Below are 24,481 nucleotides of genomic sequence, written 5' to 3' on the forward strand. Positions count from 1 at the left end.
ATAGATAATTAATACTTAAAAACAGCAATTAAGTGGTAAACCCAAACAATATATTGAAAAAGGATGAAATTAGATTAATTAGAACTAAGAAATCTGAATAAATATTTAAACAGCAAACTTAAACAAAAACGATAGATAATTAGGCTATGTATCACTTTTCCCGAAACTTAATGTTAAGGTTTTGAAATACTCATTTTTAGGAGTATTAACTTTAAAACGTTTCCAAATCCCTACTATAACAATGAACATACAATAAAAGGAGAAAGAAAGATGACCAAAAAACTTAATACTTTACATTAATCCTCCTAAATTGCTTAACAATAAACCAATTGAACCGATGAAAAATACTAACCCAAGAAGAAGAGTGCTAAAAAAAATGGCAGGAACGGGACTAGCAGGTTTGCTGATTCCCTCCTTATCAAACAGACTGGCAGCGGCAGAGACAAGCTTACCGGAAGGCTTAAGGGGCAATGTCAATCATTCCGTTTGCAGATGGTGTTACAGTGACATTGCCTTTGAAGACCTTTGTAAAGCAGCAGTAGAAATAGGGTTAAAATCCATTGAATTGGCCGGGCCGGAAGAATGGCCAATACTCTCCAAATATGGACTAGATTGTGCAATGCCTTGGGGTGCAGGTTTGGGTATAGAAAAAGGTTGGAACAACCCTGAACTACACGATCAATTGATTGAAAGTTATAAAGAAGTAATACCTAAGGTTGCAGCAGCAGGATACAAACAGATCATTTGTTTTTCAGGTAACCGAAATGGGTTAGCGGATGAAATGGGTATAAAAAATTGTGCAATGGGTTTGAAAAAAATTATGCCTACCGCTGAAAAACATGGTATCACTATGTGCATGGAACTACTAAACAGCAAAGTAGATCACAAAGATTACCAAGCTGATCACACAGCATGGGGAGTGGCTTTATGTAAGGAGGTGGGTAGCGAGAACATGAAACTTTTGTATGACATTTACCATATGCAAATAATGGAAGGAGATGTGATAGCCACCATTAAAGAATCCCACCCATATATTTCCCATTACCATACAGGTGGGGTGCCCGGCCGCAATGAAATAGATGAAAGTCAGGAGCTATATTACCCTGCGATAGTAAAAGCCATATTGGCTACAGGGTATTCAGGATATATTGGGCAAGAATTCATTCCAAAAAGAGCAGATAAATTGGCTTCCTTACAACAGGGAGTAGAAATTTGCGATGTTTGAATATAACACTCATGGGTACAAAAAAGAGCCCTGTTTTTTACTTTTTAGTTTCAATAGTATAGGCATAAAAAAAGGCGTTGATTAACAACGCCTTTTTTTATGCTAAATAGAACCTATCAATTCATATTGATCTTATTATCTGAGAATATATTTTTTTCAATAGAAGGTTTTCTCTTGGGTTGTTTCCTTTTTTTACGATTATAATTCATCTCTGAAATAAGAGGTCCTTTCTTACAATTATCTTTAACTTTCTGTAAGGTTTTCTTATCCATCCATATCCCTAAAAATGTAGCAATTAATACAAGAACAGGAAGTAGGATATGATCATTTAATGCATAACCAAAAAATACTATTGATATGAAAGTCAACTTCACAACCACTAATACCAATGAGACCTGGTCATGTTGTAAACCCATTCTAAGTAAAAAGTGATGAACGTGGCTTTTATCAGGTTTTAAAGGAGATTTTCCATTTTTAGTTCTTTTTATAAATATTCTAACAGTATCATAAATCGGGACAATTAAGAAAGCTAATCCAGCTGAAAAGGGTGCATTTAATTTCAATCCCTCCCAAGGAGCCATTAGGCCAGATTTATCAATAAATAAAATCACCAATACGGTCAAGCAAAACCCGACACTTAGGGAACCTGTATCCCCCATGAAGATTTTTGCCGGATGCCAATTAAACACAAGAAAAGCTAAAATGCCCCCTACCAATGTGAAGGAGATCAAACTGTAAGAAATCATTCCAGCAGTGTAGAACCAAAATCCTAGAATACTTAAGGTTACCAAACTTAGTGAGCCGGCTAGACCGTCAGCACCATCTATTAAATTAAAGGAATTGGTAAGCGCTAAAATTGCAAAAAAAGTTATGCCCACACTGATAAGGTAAGGGATTTCATATACTCCCATAAAGCCATATAAGCTGGAGATTCGAATATCTGCCATTACGATTACGAAAAAGGCCGGTATGGATTGTCCTATTAACTTTTGTACCGCTGTTAACTCTATGAGATCATCTCTTAAGCCAACCGAGAACATAATTGCTAATGCGACTAAAAAATAACGGGTTTCAACGATCTGATCAAAGCTTAACCAAGCAAACAATCCTACGAAAGTGGCAAACACGATAGCAATACCACCCATTGATGGGATCTTGCCTGCATGAATCCTCCTTCCGCCTGGAGTTTCAGTAAAATTGATCTTTTTAAGTATCAAAATCAGAACAGGAGTCATTAAAAAACCAAAGAAAAATGAAGTTACTGTTGCCAGAAAAATGTTCATAGTAAAAGGATTTTGACAAAAATACACATAAGCATCTTACAATATTATAATTACTCTATAAAATTTCATAAAAAAATTATTAGCTACTACACTTTATAATAGCTTTTATACCATTTTACAAATTGATTTACACCATAACTTAACTGGGTATCTGGCCTATAACCTAATTCTTTCTCTATTTCCGTGGTGTCTGCATAGGTAGCAGGAACGTCTCCAGCTTGCAAAGGAAGTAAATTTAAATTGGCTTTCATATTAAGACACTTTTCTATTTCTAATATAAAATCCATTAACCGAATAGGTTTTGAGTTACCAATATTATAAATCGCATAAGGGGCTTTAGATTTACTAATATCACCTTTATCTAAGGTCCAATTAGCATCAGGTTTCGCAGGATTATCTAAAACTTTTACTACACCATTTACGATATCATCCACATAAGTGAAATCTCGTTGCATTTCTCCATAATTGAAAACATCTATAGGTTTTCCTTCAATTATAGCTTTAGTAAACAGAAATAGTGCCATATCTGGTCTACCCCACGGACCATACACTGTAAAAAACCGTAAACCTGTGGTAGCCAGACCAAAAAGGTGGCTATAACTATGTGCCATAAGTTCATTTGACTTTTTTGAAGCAGCATATAAAGAAACCGGATGATCTACATTCTGGTTGATGGAAAAAGGCATTTCAGTATTCAATCCATAAATAGAGCTAGAAGATGCATAGGTTAAATGTTCTACATTATTATGTCTACAGGCCTCCAGTACATTTCCAAAGCCTACTATATTTGACTGAATATAAACATCAGGATTTGTTAAAGAATACCGTACACCTGCTTGTGCGGCTAAATTTACTACCCGCTTAATATTATATTCTTTAAAAAGCTTATCTAAACCTTCTTTATCTTCTAAATTGAGTTTATAAAAAGTATAATTTGGATAAACAGTACTTTTAATTGCTTCCCCATATTTTATTTTATTTGGGACTATTCCAGTTACTCGTAATCGATCATTTTTAAGACTTACATCATAATAGTCATTAATATTATCTAAACCCACTACTTCTTCTCCTTTATCCAACAGTGCTTTAGCTAAATGCATTCCTATGAAACCGGCAGTTCCTGTAATCAAAATACTCATTATAAAATCTTGTAATTATAAGCTAAGAAAAAACTTTATTTGCTTGCATTCATTAAATACACCAAATGAATTTTACTGTGAAATGAAAGCATGTCTTTTCCTTTGGGAAATAACGCGCTGGTAGATGAATCACTTTGCCATTGATAATTTGTACCATTCACCAGTTGGAATTGAGAACCTAGTAAAAAGTTTTTCCATTTTCTATTTGCTTGAATACCAATTGTAAAATCAATCCAAGGTAACATCTCACTATCTTGACCAAATGCTCGGTAATAAAAGTCTTGATGGTTGGCTATCCTTTCCACCATTATCCCCAACTTGTTGAAGTCATCAACAACTGCCACTTCAAAAGTTTGGCTATTACTTCCTGTACCAATGCCTGAACCTAAAGCCTTTCCTCTGTTGGTAAAGCCCCTTACTTGGTAATGTGCTGCCCATGGAGTTCTCCCACCTAGGCCTTCATAACGTATGTATCTATTTACAGATTCCTGCTGATGAAGGATCTCACTACGAATTTGAAGATAGGTGTTTTTCTTGCCAAGAGAGACTAGTTTTTGAAACCCCATTAAATAGGCTCGGGAATGTTCAGGATTCAATATGGCATCTCTCCAGGTCAAGGCATGGTCTCGCCTCCCATACTCTCCATATATTTCAAACTTTGCCTTTTTATTTAAAAATTTAAAAAACAAGGTAGCTTGCTGGTCCCTGGCCTCATTATCAAAAGCCACTGAGTTACCATCTTGAAAAAATTCCTTTTTCTGAAAGGCATCAAAAATAGGAAAATAATCTCGAAATTGGTTACCTTGTTTGGCGTTGTACTGTTGAAATGTCCGAATAAAACCTAAAAATAGTCCAGGAACCCATTTGGGTTGATAACTTATATTAATTGCATTCAAGTATCTCCAACCGTTATCCAATGGAAGAAAAAAGGAATCATTCAGTGCCTCATCTTGTGAGGCTGCCATTCCTGAACTTTCTAACCTACCCATGATCAATTGTCCTTCAAAATGTCCCAGAAAGGTTTTTAGGGGACGGTGGGAGTTTAAGGTAAGGTGAGGAAAACCTTCTGAATTACCGGAAAATGTCAAAGAACTCCATTGTCCCGGTCCCCACCATATAGTACGGGTGGAAATCCCCGTCTCAAAACCTCCTAACCTTGCAGTAAGGCTTGATTGACCCCACCAAAACCTGGTGGAGCTTCCTTCGGCAAGTAACTCAGGCTTGTCGTTTCTATTCCAGTAATGGAATCTATCGTTTAAAACTTGGGTAGGAAAATCGCTTCCAAACCCTTGATATCTTTTGTTCTGGGCAAAAACGAATTCAGGTTGAACCTGAAGGTGTAAAAATCCAAGTCTACCATAAACTCCGGCACTAATATATTGTTCGTACCCTCTTCCATTGTGCATACCAAACCCACCATAGCCATAAGGTCTTTTACTGTTGTACAATAAGGTTGACTGTATCGGGAATACAGAATAGCTTATCTCACTTTCTGACTTTTTTTGAGGAGATAAGAACAAGGATTGAAGAGAAAGGTCAGGCCTTAAACCGTCCTGCTTAAGCGAATCCAATCCTCCTATTAGCAGTTGCTCCCTCCTGCCATACTCTTCCAAAATAGCTGTGCCAGGGGCAAGATTCTGAGAAAAAGCATTGATTATCCCGAAAAAGAAGATCAGAATACTTACCCCCTTTTGTAATTGATATTTGTTTGTCATTTATTTATCCCTGCTATTACTTGTTTTCAAGATCCCCTGTACAAAAAGACATTATTTCTCGGGTTTTATCAAAATCATGTTTTTCAAAAATCTTCATTTCAGACCGTGTTGCGCTCTGCATTCCTTGAGGTAATTCCGAGAAATCCTTTACAGAAATAGCATACCCATTAGCTGCCATATAACTCGCTATATCTAACTGATGATTATCAATTCTTTCCGTATTTGGAACTATTATTATTTTCTTTTTCATTTCCAGCAACTTATAAATAGTTCCTGCTCCTGCATGACAAATCACCAAATTAGAGGCTTTATAATAGGTATTAATATCAGGGCTAAATCTAAAATAGGGAAAGTTGACGGGTATGTATTTTCCATCAGCTATTTGAAAAGTGAATGCATGTGATAGCCCCGCAAATGTTTCATCCAAATACTTAATTAAGGAGTCAAACCTGGTTGTTCCTACGGTAACCAAAACTTTCATAATAATCCTGAATAAATGGCTTTAGGGTAAAATTTTTTTAAGGACTTGTTCTGTATATAGAATTTATCGGCAATTCTGTACATCACTTTTCCCGCATATGACTGGGTTTCAAAACGTGACCAAGTTTCAATAAAAACTATTTTTGTACGTTTTAATTTAAATAAAATAGAAAAAGGAATGGCCAACCCCGGACCCGTTGAAATAACAGAAAGAACTTTGTAATTCTTATTGATTTTAGCAAAACAGGAAATAAAATTTAAGTACTTTCTAGGAGCACTAAACAAATTCATAAAAGAAAAATACTTGTTTCTAAACGGGGGTTGTTCATAGGTCTCAATAATATCAGGGTGAATAATAGAGGCATCACTTTCAGTAATCCCAATGAAGCTTGCTTTTCCCTCCTCATACTCCTTATTAATTTTTGCTAATAATTTGTCCATTTGGGCTCTGTGCCCTCCTGAACCATAAATCAAAAGTATAACTTTAGGTTTCATTATTTACCTAGTAGTTTATAAAAAAATCTATTTTTAAAGTATTTAATAGCAAGAGGGTCTTCAATCCTATCAATCTTCTGCTTAGCTGATTTCTTATAACCATTGATATATTGTCTTGCATCTTCCTTTTTTCCTAAAAGATACATCCTGGAAGCTCCGGCTAGCACATACAAAAACGGGACATGCCGCATATAGGCAGACTTGCCATAATACTCAAAACCAAATTTTGCACCACGTTGCCTTAGGCTAACCTCTAGTTCGGGAAAAGACTGAACCTTCCAACCTAACATAATGGCCCTGGCAGCAGACACAGAGTCCTGCGAAACAGATATAGAATAATCTGTTTGATCCAGACATGCCCTTCGCCAAACTCTAAAACCACTTGGAGCGAAGCTTTTGTTGACATAGCTAGTGATGATTTCATTCCCATAATCTTCCTGTTGCTTTGCTGCCGAAGCAATTCCTAGTTTGGGATTTTTCTCAAATTTATTTAATAATATCTCATAGTATGCCTTTTCAGGGAAAACGTCACTATCCAAAATTCCTACAAACTCATATTTCGATACTTTCTCATGTGTTAAAATCTTATTCAACCCAAATTTAATAATTCGGCTATATTTTGGTCCCAGGGCATAAGATTGATCCTCATCTTCATAATTAATCAACTGAATGCTGGTATTTTCGAAAGCTGTGCCATGCTTTTTTATTTCTTCTTCAAATACTTGAACAGTATTGTCTGTACTCCCATCATTTATAAAAATCCATAAATTGGGCCTTTTTGTTTGTCCAGCCATACTACCCACTAATTTCGGGATATTTTTGGCCTCATTTTTTGCCGGTGTTACAATAGCAAGTTTTCCTGTCATTTTAAACGAACGCTTTTGATTCTTTATGCTTTTCTTCTTTATGCATGATAGCTATGATAGTTAAGAACAGCCACCAAAGTGTGCTCAACACTACAATATTACCAACAATCATTCCTAAATAAATTGCAGCTAAAGCAGCATATATGGCATAGTAATAGGAGGAACTTTGTTCAATTGCATTTTTTCTTATTCTAAAGAGACCATAATACATCCCATATAAAAACAGAATAAAACCGAGCAAGCCAAATTCCAAAAGTATGCGCAAATAATCATTGTGAGGCTCCCTTATACTACTTTCCAAAAAGTAAGGGCTGATTAGAGAGGCGTACTCTAAGCCCATACCGGTGTACAAACCATCCTTTTCAACAAGTTCATCGTACATAAGCTTCCATGTAACGATCCTCCATACTAAGGAACTCCCACCACCAGCTTTATTTTCTGCAAGCCTTTCCGAGATAGCTGTTACATCTGTTAATTCTTTTACTCTATTTTGCATTAAAAACCCTGCTCCTGCTATAAAAACGGGAAAAACTAGAATGGCCACCACTTTTTGCCACCTTCTGGCATAATGAGATAAAAAAAGAAATAGAACCAAAAGCAAACTAATTACTCCACCCATCCCTCCAAGAAACGCCGACAAGAGGAAGATAAAAAAAGCTGAAATATACCTTTTATAGACGATCAATAAAATAGAGAAATAGGGTACAAGAAAATAGCTAAAATGATTTGAATTAATAAAGGTCCCACTCGGCCTTGGCATACCCATAAATAAAAATTGGACAAATGCCAAAGCACTTTCAATTAAAACAATAATTGTATATAACAAGAAAATTTGCTTGAAAGAGACCTTGCTGTAATAAGCCAAAATAAACATGGCGAAATAGGAAAAATAGCGAATTACCCCCCTAATGGTATACAGTGGTTCACCATGTATTACCGAGGCATTGATAAAGGCATATCCAATTAGAATGAAAAATAAGGATGAATAAAGTAACAGGTATTTGGGTAACTTTAACTTAAAAATTAACAATAAAAAAAAACATCCAAGCAAAGCTAGGCCAATGACAGCACCAAATCCCGCTCTGTCTACGAGAACTCTCAAAAAGAGCAATACCATTATTAAAACAGAGAAAAAATCCCACTGTAGGATTTTTTTTAACTGAATGCTATTCGGAAGTGATAATTTCAAATGTCTAGTATTAATCGTATTTGGCTTTACTCGCCCACCGGTATATTCGCTTGCTAATTGTGGAAGGTAAAATAGAGCTTAATGTGATCACTAGACCTTTTCGGGTGAGGTATTTCCACTTTACTTTACCCCATAATGAACCCGGGTTTCTCCCTACCCTTAATGTTTGTAGCCACCTACTCACAATTCTAGCATTTAAAAACTGGAATAAAAGCCTGATTATTTGCTTATCTGTGATTGAAGAAGCCAAATGTTTCACTGTAGTTGCTTCACAGCCCATTTCAAACCCTTCTACTTTGGTTACCATATTTACCGAATCCCTGTGGTATACCACAGTTAATTCTGGGGACCAAATGGCTAATTCACCATAAAAAATTGCCCTTAACCAAGTATCTACATCTCCTCCTCTTTTACACCTGCCTTCTGGAAAACCTCCTATATCCTTAAGCAATTTCTTCTGAAAACCTACAGCTCCGGTCCAGAATGGTGGTGCACCCATGATACTATTCTTTAAATAAGCCTTGATTTCAATTTCGTGAACGCCTCTGGCTTTGTGCTTTATGTGATAACTGTTAGGGAAAAATCTTCCTTCCTTATTTTCTTCAAAATTATCCGTCCATGAGCTGGATATAATTTTAGCTTTTGGCTGAAATTTAATTAACTCAAAAAAAGTTTCTAAATGATTGTCTAACCATTCATCATCAGCATCCAGAAAGACAGCCCAATCGTATTTGGCTTTAGCAATCCCCAAGTTTCTTGCTGCATAACCTCCCGGGCCTGGTTCATTTCTTTGGAATACTTGAATTCTATTATCGCTGTAAGTTTTCGCCTTCTCTAAGCTTCCATCGGTAGACCCGTCGTCCACTAACAATAGTTCCCATTCTTTAAATTTCTGATTTAAGACCGAATTAATGGAACGGTCTAAGTGTGGAAATTTATTGTAAATAGGGATTATTACACTAAACATTCGTAAAATGTATGGTTAGCATTCTTAAAACTAGAAGCCCAAAAAAGAATAATAGACCAATAATTCCACCTAATATCAGGAATACAATACTTAATAATACAATTTTCGGTTCACTTGGAGAGGTAGGCAGTTGAGGTTTCTGGAATACCGTCATTAGAGGAGTAGCATTTTGCACTTTGATGCGAGCTTGCTCCATTTGTTGCGCCAGAGAATTATAGAGGCTAAACTCAAGATTGAAATCAGCCAAAAGCCTATCCTCTTCGGTTTTTAATAACTGAGAGTTTATCCCCCTATTACTATCTCTAAAGTTGGCCAATTTCATTTGAGTTTGCTCCACCCTGTTTTTAGCTTCGTTGGAACGTTCTTTAATAAATTCAAAATTCTGGACGTCCTTATCTAGTATTATTTTGGTTAAATATGCTTTGAGAAACCTACTTAAAATCTCGTTGAACTGGGCGCTTGCCAAAGGTTCCGGCATTTTGGTTTGAATTACTAATAAGCGTTCTTCTTTTTCCACGTCTATTCGAGTCCTAAGCTGCGCAATTGTTTTCCTCTCTTTGGGATCAAATGCTAAAATAGCTTCCTCTTCATGGTTCTTTTCTGCATTTAAATCAACATCTGTTTCAACAGAACTGGATGAAAACACAGACTTCAGTTTGCTGGGCAACCTCACCAAGTGATAATAAAAATTGTGTTTTTCATATTCATTGACAAATTGCAATAGGGTAATACTGTCTCCAGCTTCCTCATAATATACTTTCTCGTACATAAGGCGTTTTAAAAAGTCACTTTCTAAAACAAGATCAGGGATCAGTTCTGGCGGTAAGGCTTCAGTGTTTTGATTTCCTATTCCTAAATTACCCAGACCGGAAATGGATGCCAAGCCTCCCAAAGCTTTGGAGTTGATACCATTTGACTGTTCCATTAACAATTTGGATGTAGTAGTATATTCATCAGAAGACGTAAAAATATAGACCAAGCCTAAGGTGAACACCGTTATGGCTACGATAATTATCCACTTTTTAAAAGCTATGATTTCATTGATCAAGTCTTTAATAAGAATTTCTTCTTCACGAAGAGATTTCTTAATAAATTGATCCATGTGGGAAATGTACTTTTTCATATTCGGAATTAACAGCTTATTATAATAGATAAAGGGTTATTTTACAAGACTAAATTTTTTACAGCTTTCAACCATAGCAAGAGGTTTGATACTTGCCCTTTTCTTAAAAAAATGAAAAACGACCTAATATAAAATCTCCAAAAAACTTTAATAAAAAGTAATTTAAATTTTTTATCAGAATTTAAATTCATCCTATGAACTGCAATTAATTTATATCCCTCACGCTCGTCCTCTTTACTATTTTCAAAATTTGATTTTATACTATTGGGATGGATTCTCCTAAGACAAGTAACTTCATTCAAGGAATCGTATCTGGCTCCTTCCATTAGTATTCGAGAAAAGAATTCCCATTCCTGATTTCTTTTAAGTAAAGGATCAAATAATTGCTTTTGATTCTTTAAAAAGGAAGCCAAGAATAGTGGGCCGGGTGTTAAAAATCGGATGTTATAGTTTAAACTATCAATAGCTGGAGTAAGTGATTCTGTTTTATAAGTAGGGGTTTCCCAGTTATCAGGAGTAGTAAAATCAGCCATTTTCGAAACTATAAAATCTAAATTTTTCCTGGAAGTCAAAAAGTCCACCTTTATTTTCAGCATTGAAGGTAGCATCAAATCATCAGAATCAAAAAACTGTATAAATTCACCAATTGCTAAATTAACTCCATAATTCCTACAGGATGGAGCCCCTTTTTTTAATGTTTTAGGTCTGGAGTAAACTTTGATTCTTGGTTCAGTTAAAGCTATGTTATTCATAACTTCTAAACTTTTGTCTGTAGAATGGTCATCAACCAATAAACATTCCCAATCCTGATAAGTTTGGTTGTTAATACTGTTTAAGGTCTCTATTATTAGTTTTTCCCTATTATAAACCGGTATAACAATGGATATTTTTGCCATTAGACTAAAAGTGCTTTAAACAATAGAAATAGGTTCCACAGATCATTTTACACCTTATATTTATTTTCAATTTAGCCTTTTGAAAAACTTTTATAGATGATAAACAGAGGTTTATTTCTTTTAGTTGGATATCCTATCTATCAAAATCCCTAAAGTTGCAAGACTTGATGCAATTCCTATCCAAGCTTGGACAGACATTGGTTCACGCTTTGGCTTTTGAGGAACTATAATTTCAGCTCCGGGCTCAATTTTTGGAAAAAAGTTAAAAAACAGAAACTTATTAGTTCGATGGACATCTCCATTGGCATAGACTACGTAAGCTCTAGATTTTCTAGCCTGTTCGGTAAAGCCTCCGGCCCTTGATATATAATTTCTAAAACCGCGTGACATGTCATATCTAGCCGTTGTTGGGTAGAGCACTTCTCCTCTCATTCTGACTGTTTGTAGCTCTTTTGGAATACTGATCACATCCCCCTCTTGCAATATCAAGTCATACTTGGAACCGGGTTGAGCAAGAATTTTCATAAGATCAATACCTATAAGCTCTTTATCTCTCGTGGCTACTTCCATTACCGTGCTGTCTCCCTCACCCAAGAATTGATATTTATCTTCGGAAATACTATCGGACTGTTTTAACTTCTCATTGGTTTTTCTCTCTTCTTGCACCAAAAGTTCCATTCTATTATCTATCCTTTCTAAAAGTTTCCCTTCAGCTTCAGCATTTTCAATTTCATCTTCACGGATGATGTTCCTATGTAAGGACTCCAATTGCTCAAGCTTTATATTTTCCTCGGTCTCGGTTTTAAAAAACTCCGTTCTCCTTATTAAGGTAGCTCCTTTAGGGTAGGCATAATTATTCAGCCCCCCGGCCCTCTTCAGCACATCGGAAATTCTTTCATCTCTTTTTTCAAGGGTAAAGCCTCCGGGGTAAAAAACTTCGCCTTCAACATACACAATTTTTTCTTCTTGAAAGCCCGGACTTTTTCTAACAAATACATGATCAAATGGCTCTAAAATAATTTCTCTCTCCGATTCACTGATTTTTAAGTTTTCATCAATGGATACCGTTAATATTTTTGCTATTTCACCCCCAACTTCCCCCTTCACTCTTCTGGCTATTTCAATATTGGCGCTAGATGCAGACTCTTTAAAACCACTGGCTTTGGTAATCAAATCGGCAACGGTCATGTTTTTTGCATATTGGAAAACCCCTGTTCTATTTACTTCTCCTGAAATTTGAACATAATATTCTTCTTTCAGGTCATACTTACTTGGAATGTTTAATATATCTTCTCGCACAAGAGGTACATCTACTGCATCTCCGGTAAGAATTTCACCCAAATCTAAGGTTAACACTTCCATGGTAAAATCCGGGTTGGTTCGGTATAAGGTGGCTCTTTCAGAAAAAGCATCTCCTCTAAGTCCTCCTGCGATCTCTACTAGAGACTTTACGGTCATACCTTCAGTAATAGCAAATTCACCAGGTCTGAAAACAGCTCCTGAAACCTGGACCCTGTTATCGTATCTTTCAAGTATACTACCTACCACAAATAAATCTCCATCCTTGATAGAAAAGGAATCAAATTCCTTATTGAAAATATTATCTACTCTCAAATTTTGATTGGTGGTTCTTTTAACTGTTATAAGCTCTTTGTATGCCTCGCTTTTGAAACCTCCAGCAAAAGCCAATAAATCATGGATATTTTCATCCCCTTTGACTTCAAATAGCCCTGGTCGGCGTACAGGCCCCTCCAGTTCCACTCTTATTTGGATGGGAGGAACAATCACTACATCATTGTCTTGTAAGACAATATTCCCTTTTGAATTCCCATTAACCAAAAAATCATAAACATCAACCTGTCCCACAGATTTGCTGTCTCTATAAACCTGAATATTTCTAAACGATCCAATTTCATTTGGCCCACCTGCCAAATAAAGGGCATTGAAAACATTTGCAAAGGATGGCAAAGTATAAGTTCCCGGTTTGTTTAGTTCTCCGGCCATAGTGACCTGAATACTCCTAATATTTCCAACCCGCAGTTGTAAAAATGTATTTGGGTTTGATCCTTTCAATCCTGAGTAAATTTGTGCCAATGCATTTTTAACCCTTAATCTAGCGCTTTCCACACTGGCACCTCCTATATTAACAGGCCCAACATTTGGGATTAAAATTTTACCTTCAGGGGAAACCGTCATGTCAAAAGTTGCCTGAGATGCACCATACACATCTACTAAGATTTGATCGCCTGTCCCCAGTATATAACTTTCCGGTGTAGGGATATTTAAATTAGGATTGAAATTCAATTCTTGGTTGTGAAACAAAGTATAGCCAAAAATCTTTTTTTGTTGAGGACTTAAATCATAATAGGGATCAGCTTTTCTCAAGCTATCAAAAACATTTGGCTGCATGGTTGCACCCACTACCTCTCTCTGACTATTTCTACCGCTACCTTTACCGGCTACTGATTCATTGTTTCCTTTCTTCAAGGAATCAATTCGCTGTCGCAATTTGGCAATCTCAGATGCCGGCATACCTTTCTCTCTGGCCATGGCTTCCAGTTGTATTTCATTCATACCGGAAGATTCTGCCCGTTTTATCAACTGCTCAATCTGAGCATCCGACAGCTCATCAACTTTAAGATTTTGAATGTCTTGAATAGATTGGCTATAACCAATTGACCCAATAAAAAGAAGAAATATTATCGGTGAAAATCTTAATTTATGGATGAATTTACTGATCATTTTATAGATTCTTTAAATTAAAGGAAAAATGAAAACTGATGGAGAATTGTGCTTACAAAAACCTACAGCTTCGCCACCTCAGTTACATTTAGTAATAGAGTATTCCATCATTGAAATGGTCCAATCGTACCAAAAATTGGCCCTATTCAAATTACCCCACAAAAGTAAGCAATACCTATGGAATTAACATAAAATGGATTTTTTAAATCCATAGTCAAGCTAATCAACATTTAATTGAACCTTATACAAAAGAAAGAGAACATAGGTAAATACGGAATCTCATTTTTAAGGTTTGTGAAAGACAAAAGGCTCTTTACCCCTGCATCTTAAGGATAGGCGAAAAGTGAATTACAACACTGGAGTAATTGGCTTTAACACAAAGTTTAACAACGGTAAAAACATAAAGGAGCAAAACAAATAAATGTTTTGCTCCTTATTATATAAAGTAAATTTAAAGAACTGACTACTCTGCTTGATTCAATACTTTATGCCCACCTTTCATTAGGTGCACATCTCTCTTAAACAAACTGACATCAGAAAGTACCATGTCTTCTACCAAGAGTTTTAGATCATATTTTGGTTTCCAGTCCAGTTTGGTCATTGCCTTATTAGGGTCACCAATTAATAAGTCAACCTCTGTAGGTCTAAAATATGCCGGATCCACATTAACCAAAACATCCCCCTTTTTCACGTTGAAAGTTGAAGTCCCCAAAACCTCAAAGGCTTTTTCTTTGTCAATGGATTCTAAAATCCCTTTTTCATCCAAGCCTTCACCTTCAAACTTTAAGGTAAACCCGACTAATTCAAAAGCCATTCTAATAAAGTCTCTTACTTTGGTAGTCACGCCAGTAGCAATTACATAATCTTCAGGTTCATCCTGCTGAAGAATTCTCCACATGGCATCAACATAATCCTTAGCATGTCCCCAATCTCTTTTGGCATCTAAGTTTCCCATAAAAAGCTTATCTTGAAAACCCAATGCAATTTTTGCAACAGCTCTGGTGATTTTCCTGGTCACAAAAGTTTCACCTCTTAAAGGAGATTCGTGGTTGAATAGGATACCATTACAAGCATACATACCGTATGCTTCTCTGTAATTTACAGTTATCCAATAACCATATAGTTTTGCAACGGCGTAAGGAGACCTGGGATAGAATGGAGTAGTCTCTGATTGAGGAACTGCCTGAACCAAACCATAAAGCTCGGAAGTAGATGCCTGATAGATTTTGGTGGTTTTCTCCATTCCCAAAAGGCGAACAGCTTCCAAAATCCTTAAGGTGCCTATGCCATCAGCATTTGCTGTATATTCCGGCGTATCAAAGCTCACTTTCACATGACTCATGGCTGCCAGATTGTAAATCTCATCCGGTTTGGTTTCTTGGATGATCCTCGTCAAATTCATTGAATCTGTCAAGTCACCATAATGAAGGAATAAACGCTTGTCATCCTCGTGTGGGTCTTGATACAAGTGATCAATCCTATCCGTATTAAACAAAGAGGATCTTCTTTTTATTCCGTGAACAATATATCCTTTTGACAATAAAAGTTCTGCAAGATAAGCACCATCCTGACCTGTTATACCTGTAATTAACGCCGTTTTCATAGACATCTAAATTAATGAGCTGTTAAATAAATAAATTCTATAGTTAAAGTTTCACTTGTTTATATTGGCCGATATTATTCAAAAACCATTGGTAGGTTTCCTTAACACCTTCTTCAAGGCCAATTTTTGCCTGCCAACCGGCATCAGACATTTTACTTACATCCATTAATTTACGTGGAGTACCGTCCGGTTTCTCACTATCCCACTCAATTTTTCCGGTATGTCCTGTAATTTTTTGGATCAGTTCTGCTAGAGATTTTATGGTTAAATCTTTCCCAGTACCTACATTGTAAAGGTTATCTTTAAAGCTGTTTTCGACTGCAAATACGACTGCATCTGCCATATCATTTACATGCAAAAACTCTCTCATTGGAGAACCTGATCCCCAAAGAGTAACAGGTTTGTGGCCATTTTCTTTGGCTTCATGAAATTTTCTGATCATGGCGGGCAACACATGTGAAGTCTCCAAATCAAAATTATCGTAAGGCCCATAGAGATTAGTAGGCATTAAACTAATAAAGTCTTTGCCATATTGTTTACGAATTGCATCACAGGCTTTTACTCCCGTAATTTTTGCTAGTGCATACCATTCGTTAGTCGGCTCCAATGAGGAGGTTAGTAGGCTATCTTCTTTTAAAGGTTGCGGTGCCAACTTGGGATAAATACAAGAACTTCCCAAGAAGATAAATTTTTCCACACCATACTGATGGGAATAATTGATCAAATTATTTTGAATCAACATATTCTCCATAAGAAAAGTATAAGGATAATTATTATTGGCCAATATTCCTCCTACTCTCGCTGCAGCATCAATTACTATTTGAGGCTTTTCTTTTTCAAAAAAATCCTTAACCGCTTGCTGATTGGTCAAATCCAGATATTTACTACTAAAGCCAATTATATTTGTATATCCCTTACTTTCAAGTGACCTATGGATCGCAGAACCCACCATTCCACGGTGTCCTGCAATATAAATTTTAGTGTTATTATTTACCATTTCCTTAACTTAGTAATCTCGGATTTTCCTTTTCTAATCTTTCATATACTTTTTTAACATCTTGAGCATTACTCCGGTTCAATACAAGAATAGCATCCTTAGTCTCCACCAACACAACATCTTCCAAGCCCACAAATTCAACATGCTTGCCAGAGCCCAATACTAAATTGCCACCTACCTTTTCTTTGCTTCCTTCTGGATAATAATCAAACAAGGCTTCAAAGGACCCCATATCTGACCATGAAAAGCTTGAAGGTACAACTTTAATTTTATTCGATTTCTCCATCACTGCATAATCCACGCTGATCGATGGAATGTTCATGCTTAAATCTAGTGGTAAAAAGCCATCTTTAGCATTTTCTAAAGCAACTAAGGAAGTTTCATAAACTTCTGGCTCATGTTTTTTCAGTTCGTTCAGGTAAGTACCTGCTTCAAAACAGAACATGCCACTATTCCAAAGAAAGTTACCTTGTTCCAAATACGATTCAGCTTGCGCTAGTCCAGGTTTTTCTCTAAAGCTAATTACATCATTCCCCTCATGCTCAATGTATCCAAATCCGGTTTCGGGTTTATTGGGAATAAGTCCAAAAGTAACCAAAAAACCCTTTTTGGCCATGTCAATGGCCTGATCTATTGATGCATCATAAACTTCCTGATCTCCAATTAAATGATCTGAAGGAGTAACCAACATGATCGCATCTTCTGGTAATGACGACGCTGCAAATGCTATGGCAGCAGCGGTATTTCGTGGCGCAGCTTCAACCAATTCCAAATAATCGGCGTTTTCATTTTTATTTAATATATCTCTTGAGAGTTGGTAATTGTCCACTCCCCCCACCACCATTACTTGGTTACATACTTTTGAATTTCTAATAACAGTTTTCTCAAAAAGTGATTGCCCTTCAAAAATGGGAAGATATTGTTTAGGCTTACTTTTCCTGGAAAGAGGCCACAGCCTACTGCCAACTCCTCCTGATAATATTACATTAACGATTTTCATGAATTTGCATTTTCACTGTTATTGGTAGACCATAACCTATCCGACTACCTTTCCACAAAATATAATCAATTAAAATTTAAAATAGGTTCTTTAATATTTTTCAAAAATACTTGGTAACAACAAAAATACCTAAAAAAATTAAAGGCTTTTTAATTTGTTAAAACCAAATTAAGATGGAATTGAAGCCACGTACAAAAGTAATTAAAAATTGAATATCATATTAATAATTTTTCAAATAGCTATATCATATATTTAAAATGCGTTTTTTATTATTTGTAGTGAATTTCTATGGTTGCTTATCAGTATAATTATTTATTTTTATCCATTCAAATTTGAAGTATGGCCGATATTTTCGGTACTTTCGGTTTTTAACCCTTAGTAAAAAAATGACTGAAAAGCTTAACTGGTACGTAATGTACACCGCCCCAAGAGCAGAAAAAAAAGTAGCGGAAAGGCTAAAAGAAAAAGGCACAGAAGTATACCTCCCTATGGTTGAAGAAATTAGACAATGGAGTGATCGAAAGAAAAAAATTCAAAAACCCTTATTTAACGGATACGTTTTCGTTCATACTAGTAAAGAAAGATTATGGGAATCTCTTCAAGTTACGGGTGCTGTAAAGTTTATCAACTTTTCCGGAGAACATTCTTATATAAGGCAAGAAGAAATTGAAACCATTCAGCGTATCATTGATACAGGGGTTTCGGTAGAAGTAGATACAGACAATATTGAGAAAGGAGAAATGGTAAAAATTCTTGGCGGGCCTTTACAAGGCTTACAAGGAGAATGCATTAAAAAGTCTAATCAAGATTACTTTATCATCCGCATTCCTAGTATCAATCAAAGTATGCTAGTGAATGTTCCAAGAAAATTTTTGAAAATCATCTGATAAATATTATCAATTCATTAATAAAGCACAATATTTTTAATAACTTGTGCCACCGATGGCAGTTTTTGGTTTCATATTGTTAAAAAACCACTAATATAATCACTCTAAACACATCCTACTTTTATGGAAAAGCATACCTACGGCACCGGATTAATAGGCAATTGTAGTTACATCGCTCACATCGAAAAAAACACAAATATAAGTTGGCTTTGTATGCCAAGATTTGACAGTGATTTTTTATTTGGCAGCATGCTTGACAAGGAAAAAGGCGGGGAATTTACTATCCTACCTCCCGACAATAACTTTACTTCTCGTCAAGAATACCGTGAAAATTCTAATATCCTCGACACATTTATTGAGACTGCGGAGGGTGAGGCTTATAAGGTCACAGATTTTGCCCCAAGGTTTTTCAATTATGAAAGGTATTTTAAACCATCCATGGTAATTCGGAAAATCAAACCCATTAAAGGTGAACCTAAGATCAAAATCAATTGCCATCCCGTTTCAAACTACGGTAAAAATAAACTAAAAGCAATTCCAGAAAGCAATCACATCCAATACTCCGGAAGAGATCAAGAAGTTAGACTTACCACCAATTGCTCCATTACTTATATAATGGAAGAGGAGGCTTTTCACCTTCAAAAAACAGTATACCTGGTGCTTACTTATGGCAGCCCCTTAGAAGCTCCTATAGAAAGTACGGTTGAAAAATTTTTAATCGCTACACTTAAGTATTGGAGAAATTGGGTTAAATCTACAAGTATTCCAAATTTTCACCAGAGACTGGTTGTCCGCTCTTCACTGATTCTAAAAATTCACCAGTATGAAGATACCGGGGGAATAATCGCTTCATCTACTTCCAGTTTACCGGAGTCGCCCGGCTCAACTAGAAACTGGGACTATCGGTATTGTTGGATGAGAGATGCCTATTATACCTTAAATGTTTTTAATCATCTTGGCCATTTTGAGGAACTGGAAAGGTATTTTGAATATCTACAAAACCTTCCTACTGATAATAGAGGCAGGTACCAGCCATTATATGCCATTACAGGGTCCTCCAAACTTATTGAGGTTATCTCGGATCTGGATGGTTACAAAGGTGAAAAACCCGTCAGGTTTGGCAACGACGCTTATACCCATATTCAAAATGATCTTTACGGACAAGTATTGGTAACCTTACTCCCTCTATACGCTGACAAACGGTTTGTAGAATCCGAAAAAAGTCATTCAAAACCTTTTATCAATAACCTACTTGATAAAATTGAAGAAACTATGGATGAAAAAGATGCCGGACTGTGGGAATTTAGGAATTTACAGCAAGAGCATTGCTACACCTTCCTTTTCCATTGGGCAGGATCATGTGCGGCCATCAAAATAGCAGAACGGATGAACGACACAGAAATGATGGAAAAAGCCATCGATTTGAAAAATAAGTCGATCCAGAAGATAGAGGCTTGTTATATTCCTGAAAGAAAAGCTTATGCACAAGCCATAGGATCTAAACACATGGATGCAAGCACTTTGCAATTAATCACTATGGGATATTTTGGTGACGATATAGAGAAAGCCAACAATCACTTAAAAGCTTTGGAAGAAGATCTTTTGGCCAAAAACTACTTGTTTTACAGGTACAAACATCAAGATGATTTTGGCGCTCCGGAAACCACCTTCTTAATATGTGCTTTCTGGTACATTGAAGCCTTGGCTTGCGTTAATCGCTTGGATGAAGCATTGGAAGGCTTTGAGACACTCAGTAAATATTGCAACCACTTGCAATTATTTTCAGAGGATGTGGATCAACATACCGGTAGTCAGTGGGGTAATTTCCCTCAAACTTACAGCCATGTAGGACTATTGAATGCAGCTTACAGAATTGACAAAAAACTAGACAAGCCAAATTTTATCCTTTGATAGAATTTGGCTTGTCCAAATGCTCATTTTTTAATCTAACCACCAAAAACCAGTCATGTTCAAGTTTGAGGTAGCCATAATCATAGCAGTAAATGTATTTACTGCCTTTTTTTGTTGTATAGGAATGCGTTCCATACTTAAAAATAAAGCCACTGTTTAATAATTTTTCTCTAGAAATTTTAGTTGTATCTTCTCCATCTTTCAGCACACTTGCAAGAATGTTTCTGTTTTTTTTCAAGGCATTGTTAATGTTTCGAATAAAATTATTGCCTCCGGATTTCATTTTATTATTGTAATGGATCCTACAATAATCATCACAAAACCGTTTATCAGCCCTTCCATTTAGCGGGGCTCCGCAATCTATACAATTTTGAATTCGAGGAGACATCTTTTATAAAACACTTATTTAACCTAATATAAGTATAAAATAAATTTAAAAAAACGTTTGTAAACGTTTACAAACGTTTACAAACGGATACAAACGTATAACATCGGACTAAATGTAGCCGCACTCCCCAACTTTGTACTGTTCCAAAATCGGAAACGAATTTATCTATTCACACTAAATAACAATATCATGAACAGTATTAGAAACAATGTACAATTGATTGGAAGATTAGGCGCAAAAGCTGATTTCAAAACAGTAAAAGGAGACACTCCGATGGTAAAATTAAACCTTGCCACTAACGAGTTTTACAAAAATAGCAAAGGAGAGAAAGTGGAAGAAACTTATTGGCATAACCTGGTGGCCTTTGGTAAAACGGCCGAAATAATAAACAAATATACCGACAAAGGTTCTGAAATTTGCATTCAAGGCAAACTGGTCAATCGTTCTTATGAAGACAAAGACGGGCAAAAAAGGTACATAACAGAAGTCCAAATCAACGATGTATTGCTTATGGGTGACAAGTCCAAGGCCTGAATTTCAAGTAAACTTAAATCCTGGATACAGATTACAGTCTCTTTTTGTATCCAGGATTTATATTACACACCACTCTCTGCACATTTATAGAATGGCGCATAAGGCAAAGGCTATAGCAATTGGTTCTACATCACCGTACCTCTCCCAGCAATAAAGCCTAACCTATAGGGAATTAGTTCTTTTTGGATTTAGGCATTTCATAATCTTTGCGTTTTTATCTTTTTTAAACTTATCTTTTTACCTTTATTTATTATTGGTTCAAGCTATTTAAAAGCTTATCTCAACAATCCCTAGTCTCACCTAGGGATTATGGTCTTATAAACCCAGTTTCAAATAAAAATTTATTATGATTGTACACCAAGTATTCTTTTGGCTTCATAAGCCTGAAAAAGATTTAAACGCAGTTCTAGAAGGTTGCAAAGAAATTGCGCAAGCAGAGAGTGTAAAAAGTTACGCCATAGGCAAACCTGCTGCTACGGAAAAACGAGAAGTAATTGATGACAGTTACGATATTGCCCTAATGGTTAATTTTGAAAGCATTGCGGATCATGACCTGTATCAAGAAGATCCTATTCACCTCAAATTTATTAAAGACCATAAAGACAAATGGGCTTCGGTCAAAATTTATGATTTCGAAGTTTGATAAAATAGAGGCTTTCTTACTAGAAAGCCTCTTTTAATTTTAATTGGTTACTTCTTCGATTATTGTATTGTGGTTGGTATAGATACAAATATCAGCTGCTATGGTTAAACTTTCTTCCACCATTTCCTTTGCCGTTAAGCCGGTGGCAAATTTCTTTAATGCCCTGGCAGCAGATTGAGCATACATACTACCGGAACCAATTGTTGCGATCCCCATATCCGGCTCAATAACATCCCCAGTACCGGAAATAATCAATATATCCTCAGCATCAGCCACAATCATCATGGCTTCCAACTTGCTTAGCATTCTATCTGTTCTCCATTCCTTTGCCAATTCCACTGCAGCTCTTTTCATATTGTTGCTGTAGGCCCCCAGTTTCTCTTCAAATTTTTCCAAGAGTGTAAAAGCGTCTGCTGTTGATCCTGCAAAACCGGTTACAATTTTACCTCCCTGCAGTTTTCTTATTTTATTGACACTGCTTTTGGCAATGGTATTCCCCATCGTCGCTTGCCCATCCGCACCTATGGCTACTTTCCCCTCATGCTTTATGGCAACTACGGTAGTCGATTTAATTTTTTCCATTTTTGTTTTTAAACTATTTCTCAAAAACCATACTTAAAACAAAAAGTCCTATTTCTAGGACTTTTTGACATTGTTTAATGATTGGATATGTCAGATTAACAACCTAACAGGATCTTCAAGTAAACTTTTTAAAGTTTTAAGGAAAGCTGACCCTACAGCCCCATCCACTACTCGGTGATCACAAGACAAGGTAACTTTCATAACATTACCTATTTTGATTTCTCCATCTTTTACAATTGGCGTTTGTTTGATTCCACCAATTGCCAAAATACAAGCATCCGGCGGATTTATGATGGCAGTAAATTCTTCTATGCCAAACATCCCCAAATTAGAAACCGTAAAGGTATTGCCTTCCCAATCTTTTGGTTGCAATTCTTTGTTTTTGGCTTTCCCTGCCAAAGATTTGGCTTCTTTAGAAATTTGAGATAGGGATTTATTATCTGTAAATCGAATAACAGGAACCAATAATCCATCGTCTATAGCTACAGCCATGCCAATGTGAACATGATCATTGTATCTGATTTTGTCTTCCATCCACGCAGAATTAACTGCTGGATGTTGTTTAAGAGAGGCAGCGGCTGCTTTGATGACCATATCATTGAAAGATATTTTCACTGGAGCAACTTCATTCATACTTTTTCTAGCCTCAATCGCTTTGTCCATGTTGATTTCCATGGTCAAGTAAAAATGAGGTGCAGTGAATTTACTTTCTGCCAATCGCTTGGCAATCACCTTCCTCATTTGAGAGACTTTTACATCAGTATAGGACTCTTGACCTATGGCAACGCCATCTGCCGAATCACTGCTTGATGCAGCGGTAGCTGCAACTTTTGAAGGATCAAAATTCTCTATGTCCTTTTTAATTATTCTGCCGTTATCACCGCTTCCTTGAACGAGTGAAATATCTATGCCTTTTTCGCTTGCCATTTTCTTGGCAAGAGGAGAGGCTTTAATTCTACCTTTATCCGTTGAATTAGAAGTAGAATCGGCTACAGCACTAGATGGCTTATTTTCCTCTGCTTTTGGAGCTGGTTTCTCTTCTTTTGCAGGTTCTGATTTTGCCTCTTCAGCACCAGATGATTTTTGTTGGTGGGCTTTAAGTAAGGTCTTATAATCAGCATCTTTCTCACCAATGATGGCAATGACTCCATTTACTTCAACCGAATCCCCTTCAGACACACCGATGTAAAGCAGGGTTCCATCATCATAAGACTCTAATTCCATGGTCGCCTTATCAGTTTCCACCTCGGCTAAGACATCACCTGCCTTGACTTCGTCTCCCTCCTTTTTCAACCAGCTGGCGATGGTACCTTCCTGCATGGTATCACTCATCTTAGGCATAGTGATTACCGTAGCAGCAATTCCTGAAACATCTATTTCAGCAGTAGTTTCCTTAGCTTTATCTTCAGAATTTTCTTCAGCTGTTTCTTCTTTACTTTCAGCAGCAGCACTTTCTGAGCTTCCTCCTGAGTCCACATCTTTCAAAAGATCGTCTATATTCTCACCTTCTTCACCCAGAATGGCAATAACACCATTGACAGGAACAGCATCCTTTTCCTTTACTCCAATGTGAAGCAAGGTACCCTCATCGTATGATTCCAGTTCCATGGTCGCTTTATCAGTTTCCACTTCTGCCAGAATATCTCCGGGTTTTACTTTATCACCTACCTTTTTCAACCATTGAGCAATCACCCCTTCTTCCATGGTGTCGCTCATTTTGGGCATTCGTATTATTTCGGCCATAAGTTAAATTATTCGAATTCATATTTTCAGCAATCCAAAAATAGTTCTTAAAATATGTTTATTCAAATTTAAT

General features: G+C 36.4%; 22 protein-coding genes. 5 read left to right on the plus strand and 17 right to left on the minus strand.

The features are described from left to right. Positions 1-337 precede the first annotated feature (337 nt). A complete protein-coding gene (locus ACYVHJ_RS05095) occupies positions 338-1,225 on the plus strand; it encodes a hydroxypyruvate isomerase family protein (protein WP_460513151.1) in 888 nt (295 codons plus the stop codon). A gap of 116 nt (positions 1,226-1,341) precedes the next feature. On the opposite strand, the gene ACYVHJ_RS05100 is transcribed toward ACYVHJ_RS05095, so the two are convergent. The 14 genes from ACYVHJ_RS05100 to ACYVHJ_RS05165 form a co-directional block, all read right to left on the minus strand. Then, positions 1,342-2,508, minus strand: coding sequence for an MraY family glycosyltransferase (locus ACYVHJ_RS05100; RefSeq protein ID WP_460513153.1), 1,167 nt, complete (start codon positions 2,506-2,508; stop codon positions 1,342-1,344). 86 nt (positions 2,509-2,594) lie between these two features. Further along, positions 2,595-3,647 carry an NAD-dependent epimerase gene (locus tag ACYVHJ_RS05105; protein ID WP_460513155.1) on the minus strand — a complete coding sequence of 351 codons (1,053 nt, stop codon included), beginning with the start codon at positions 3,645-3,647 and terminating at the stop codon, positions 2,595-2,597. A gap of 35 nt (positions 3,648-3,682) precedes the next feature. Continuing rightward, complete coding sequence (locus ACYVHJ_RS05110) at positions 3,683-5,362, minus strand: capsule assembly Wzi family protein (protein WP_460513158.1); 1,680 nt, start codon at positions 5,360-5,362, stop codon at positions 3,683-3,685. 16 nt (positions 5,363-5,378) lie between these two features. After that, positions 5,379-5,843, minus strand: coding sequence for a PssE/Cps14G family polysaccharide biosynthesis glycosyltransferase (gene pssE, locus ACYVHJ_RS05115; RefSeq protein WP_460513161.1), 465 nt, complete (start codon positions 5,841-5,843; stop codon positions 5,379-5,381). Beyond that, positions 5,840-6,337 (minus strand): PssD/Cps14F family polysaccharide biosynthesis glycosyltransferase, encoded by a 498-nt coding sequence (gene pssD / locus ACYVHJ_RS05120; protein WP_460513163.1) that lies wholly within the window; start codon positions 6,335-6,337, stop codon positions 5,840-5,842. Before pssD ends, pssE begins: the two co-directional genes overlap by 4 nt. Further along, positions 6,337-7,203 carry a glycosyltransferase family 2 protein gene (locus ACYVHJ_RS05125; protein ID WP_460513165.1) on the minus strand — a complete coding sequence of 289 codons (867 nt, stop codon included), beginning with the start codon at positions 7,201-7,203 and terminating at the stop codon, positions 6,337-6,339. Before ACYVHJ_RS05125 ends, pssD begins: the two co-directional genes overlap by 1 nt. Position 7,204: 1 nt before the next feature. Beyond that, positions 7,205-8,392 carry an O-antigen ligase family protein gene (locus ACYVHJ_RS05130; protein WP_460513169.1) on the minus strand — a complete coding sequence of 396 codons (1,188 nt, stop codon included), beginning with the start codon at positions 8,390-8,392 and terminating at the stop codon, positions 7,205-7,207. A 10-nt stretch (positions 8,393-8,402) separates the two neighbouring features. Next, positions 8,403-9,359: a glycosyltransferase family 2 protein gene (locus ACYVHJ_RS05135; RefSeq protein ID WP_460513171.1), complete on the minus strand. Its 957-nt coding sequence runs from the start codon at positions 9,357-9,359 to the stop codon at positions 8,403-8,405. Beyond that, positions 9,352-10,482 carry a Wzz/FepE/Etk N-terminal domain-containing protein gene (locus ACYVHJ_RS05140; protein WP_460513173.1) on the minus strand — a complete coding sequence of 377 codons (1,131 nt, stop codon included), beginning with the start codon at positions 10,480-10,482 and terminating at the stop codon, positions 9,352-9,354. Before ACYVHJ_RS05140 ends, ACYVHJ_RS05135 begins: the two co-directional genes overlap by 8 nt. Before the next feature lie 41 nt (positions 10,483-10,523). Then, entirely contained in the window at positions 10,524-11,378 is an 855-nt protein-coding gene (locus tag ACYVHJ_RS05145; protein ID WP_460513175.1) for a glycosyltransferase family 2 protein, read from the minus strand. A gap of 120 nt (positions 11,379-11,498) precedes the next feature. Then, entirely contained in the window at positions 11,499-14,120 is a 2,622-nt protein-coding gene (locus ACYVHJ_RS05150; RefSeq protein WP_460513177.1) for an SLBB domain-containing protein, read from the minus strand. Positions 14,121-14,583: 463 nt separating this feature from the next. Beyond that, positions 14,584-15,723 (minus strand): GDP-mannose 4,6-dehydratase, encoded by a 1,140-nt coding sequence (gene gmd, locus ACYVHJ_RS05155; protein ID WP_339901975.1) that lies wholly within the window; start codon positions 15,721-15,723, stop codon positions 14,584-14,586. A gap of 43 nt (positions 15,724-15,766) precedes the next feature. Beyond that, entirely contained in the window at positions 15,767-16,720 is a 954-nt protein-coding gene (locus tag ACYVHJ_RS05160; protein ID WP_339901976.1) for a GDP-L-fucose synthase family protein, read from the minus strand. 4 nt (positions 16,721-16,724) lie between these two features. Next, on the minus strand, positions 16,725-17,720 hold the full coding sequence (locus tag ACYVHJ_RS05165) for a mannose-1-phosphate guanylyltransferase (RefSeq protein WP_460513180.1): 996 nt from the start codon (positions 17,718-17,720) through the stop codon (positions 16,725-16,727). 386 nt (positions 17,721-18,106) lie between these two features. On the opposite strand from ACYVHJ_RS05165, the gene ACYVHJ_RS05170 reads away from it, so the two are divergent. Then, positions 18,107-18,607, plus strand: a complete 501-nt coding sequence (locus ACYVHJ_RS05170) for a UpxY family transcription antiterminator (protein ID WP_339901978.1) — start codon at positions 18,107-18,109, stop codon at positions 18,605-18,607. A 123-nt stretch (positions 18,608-18,730) separates the two neighbouring features. Beyond that, complete coding sequence (locus ACYVHJ_RS05175; protein ID WP_339901979.1) at positions 18,731-20,518, plus strand: glycoside hydrolase family 15 protein; 1,788 nt, start codon at positions 18,731-18,733, stop codon at positions 20,516-20,518. Here the strand turns inward: ACYVHJ_RS05175 and ACYVHJ_RS05180 are convergent. After that, positions 20,508-20,906: a hypothetical protein gene (locus tag ACYVHJ_RS05180; protein ID WP_339901980.1), complete on the minus strand. Its 399-nt coding sequence runs from the start codon at positions 20,904-20,906 to the stop codon at positions 20,508-20,510. The two genes, ACYVHJ_RS05175 and ACYVHJ_RS05180, sit on opposite strands and share 11 nt — an antisense overlap. Positions 20,907-21,095: 189 nt before the next feature. Between ACYVHJ_RS05180 and ACYVHJ_RS05185 the strand changes: the two genes are divergently transcribed. Both ACYVHJ_RS05185 and ACYVHJ_RS05190 read left to right on the plus strand, forming a co-directional pair. Further along, positions 21,096-21,440, plus strand: a complete 345-nt coding sequence (locus tag ACYVHJ_RS05185; protein WP_339906183.1) for a single-stranded DNA-binding protein — start codon at positions 21,096-21,098, stop codon at positions 21,438-21,440. A 346-nt stretch (positions 21,441-21,786) separates the two neighbouring features. Then, the gene (locus ACYVHJ_RS05190; RefSeq protein WP_339906185.1) at positions 21,787-22,083 is read left to right on the plus strand and encodes a Dabb family protein; all 297 of its coding nucleotides are present in this window, start codon (positions 21,787-21,789) and stop codon (positions 22,081-22,083) included. Positions 22,084-22,122: 39 nt separating this feature from the next. Here the strand turns inward: ACYVHJ_RS05190 and hslV are convergent, their stop codons facing one another. Together hslV and ACYVHJ_RS05200 are read right to left on the minus strand one after the other, a co-directional pair. Next, complete coding sequence (gene hslV, locus ACYVHJ_RS05195; RefSeq protein ID WP_460513184.1) at positions 22,123-22,665, minus strand: ATP-dependent protease subunit HslV; 543 nt, start codon at positions 22,663-22,665, stop codon at positions 22,123-22,125. A gap of 90 nt (positions 22,666-22,755) precedes the next feature. Then, positions 22,756-24,408, minus strand: a complete 1,653-nt coding sequence (locus tag ACYVHJ_RS05200) for a dihydrolipoamide acetyltransferase family protein (protein ID WP_460513186.1) — start codon at positions 24,406-24,408, stop codon at positions 22,756-22,758. Between the last annotated feature and the right edge of the window lie 73 nt (positions 24,409-24,481).

This window comes from Cyclobacterium sediminis, from assembly GCF_054781075.1.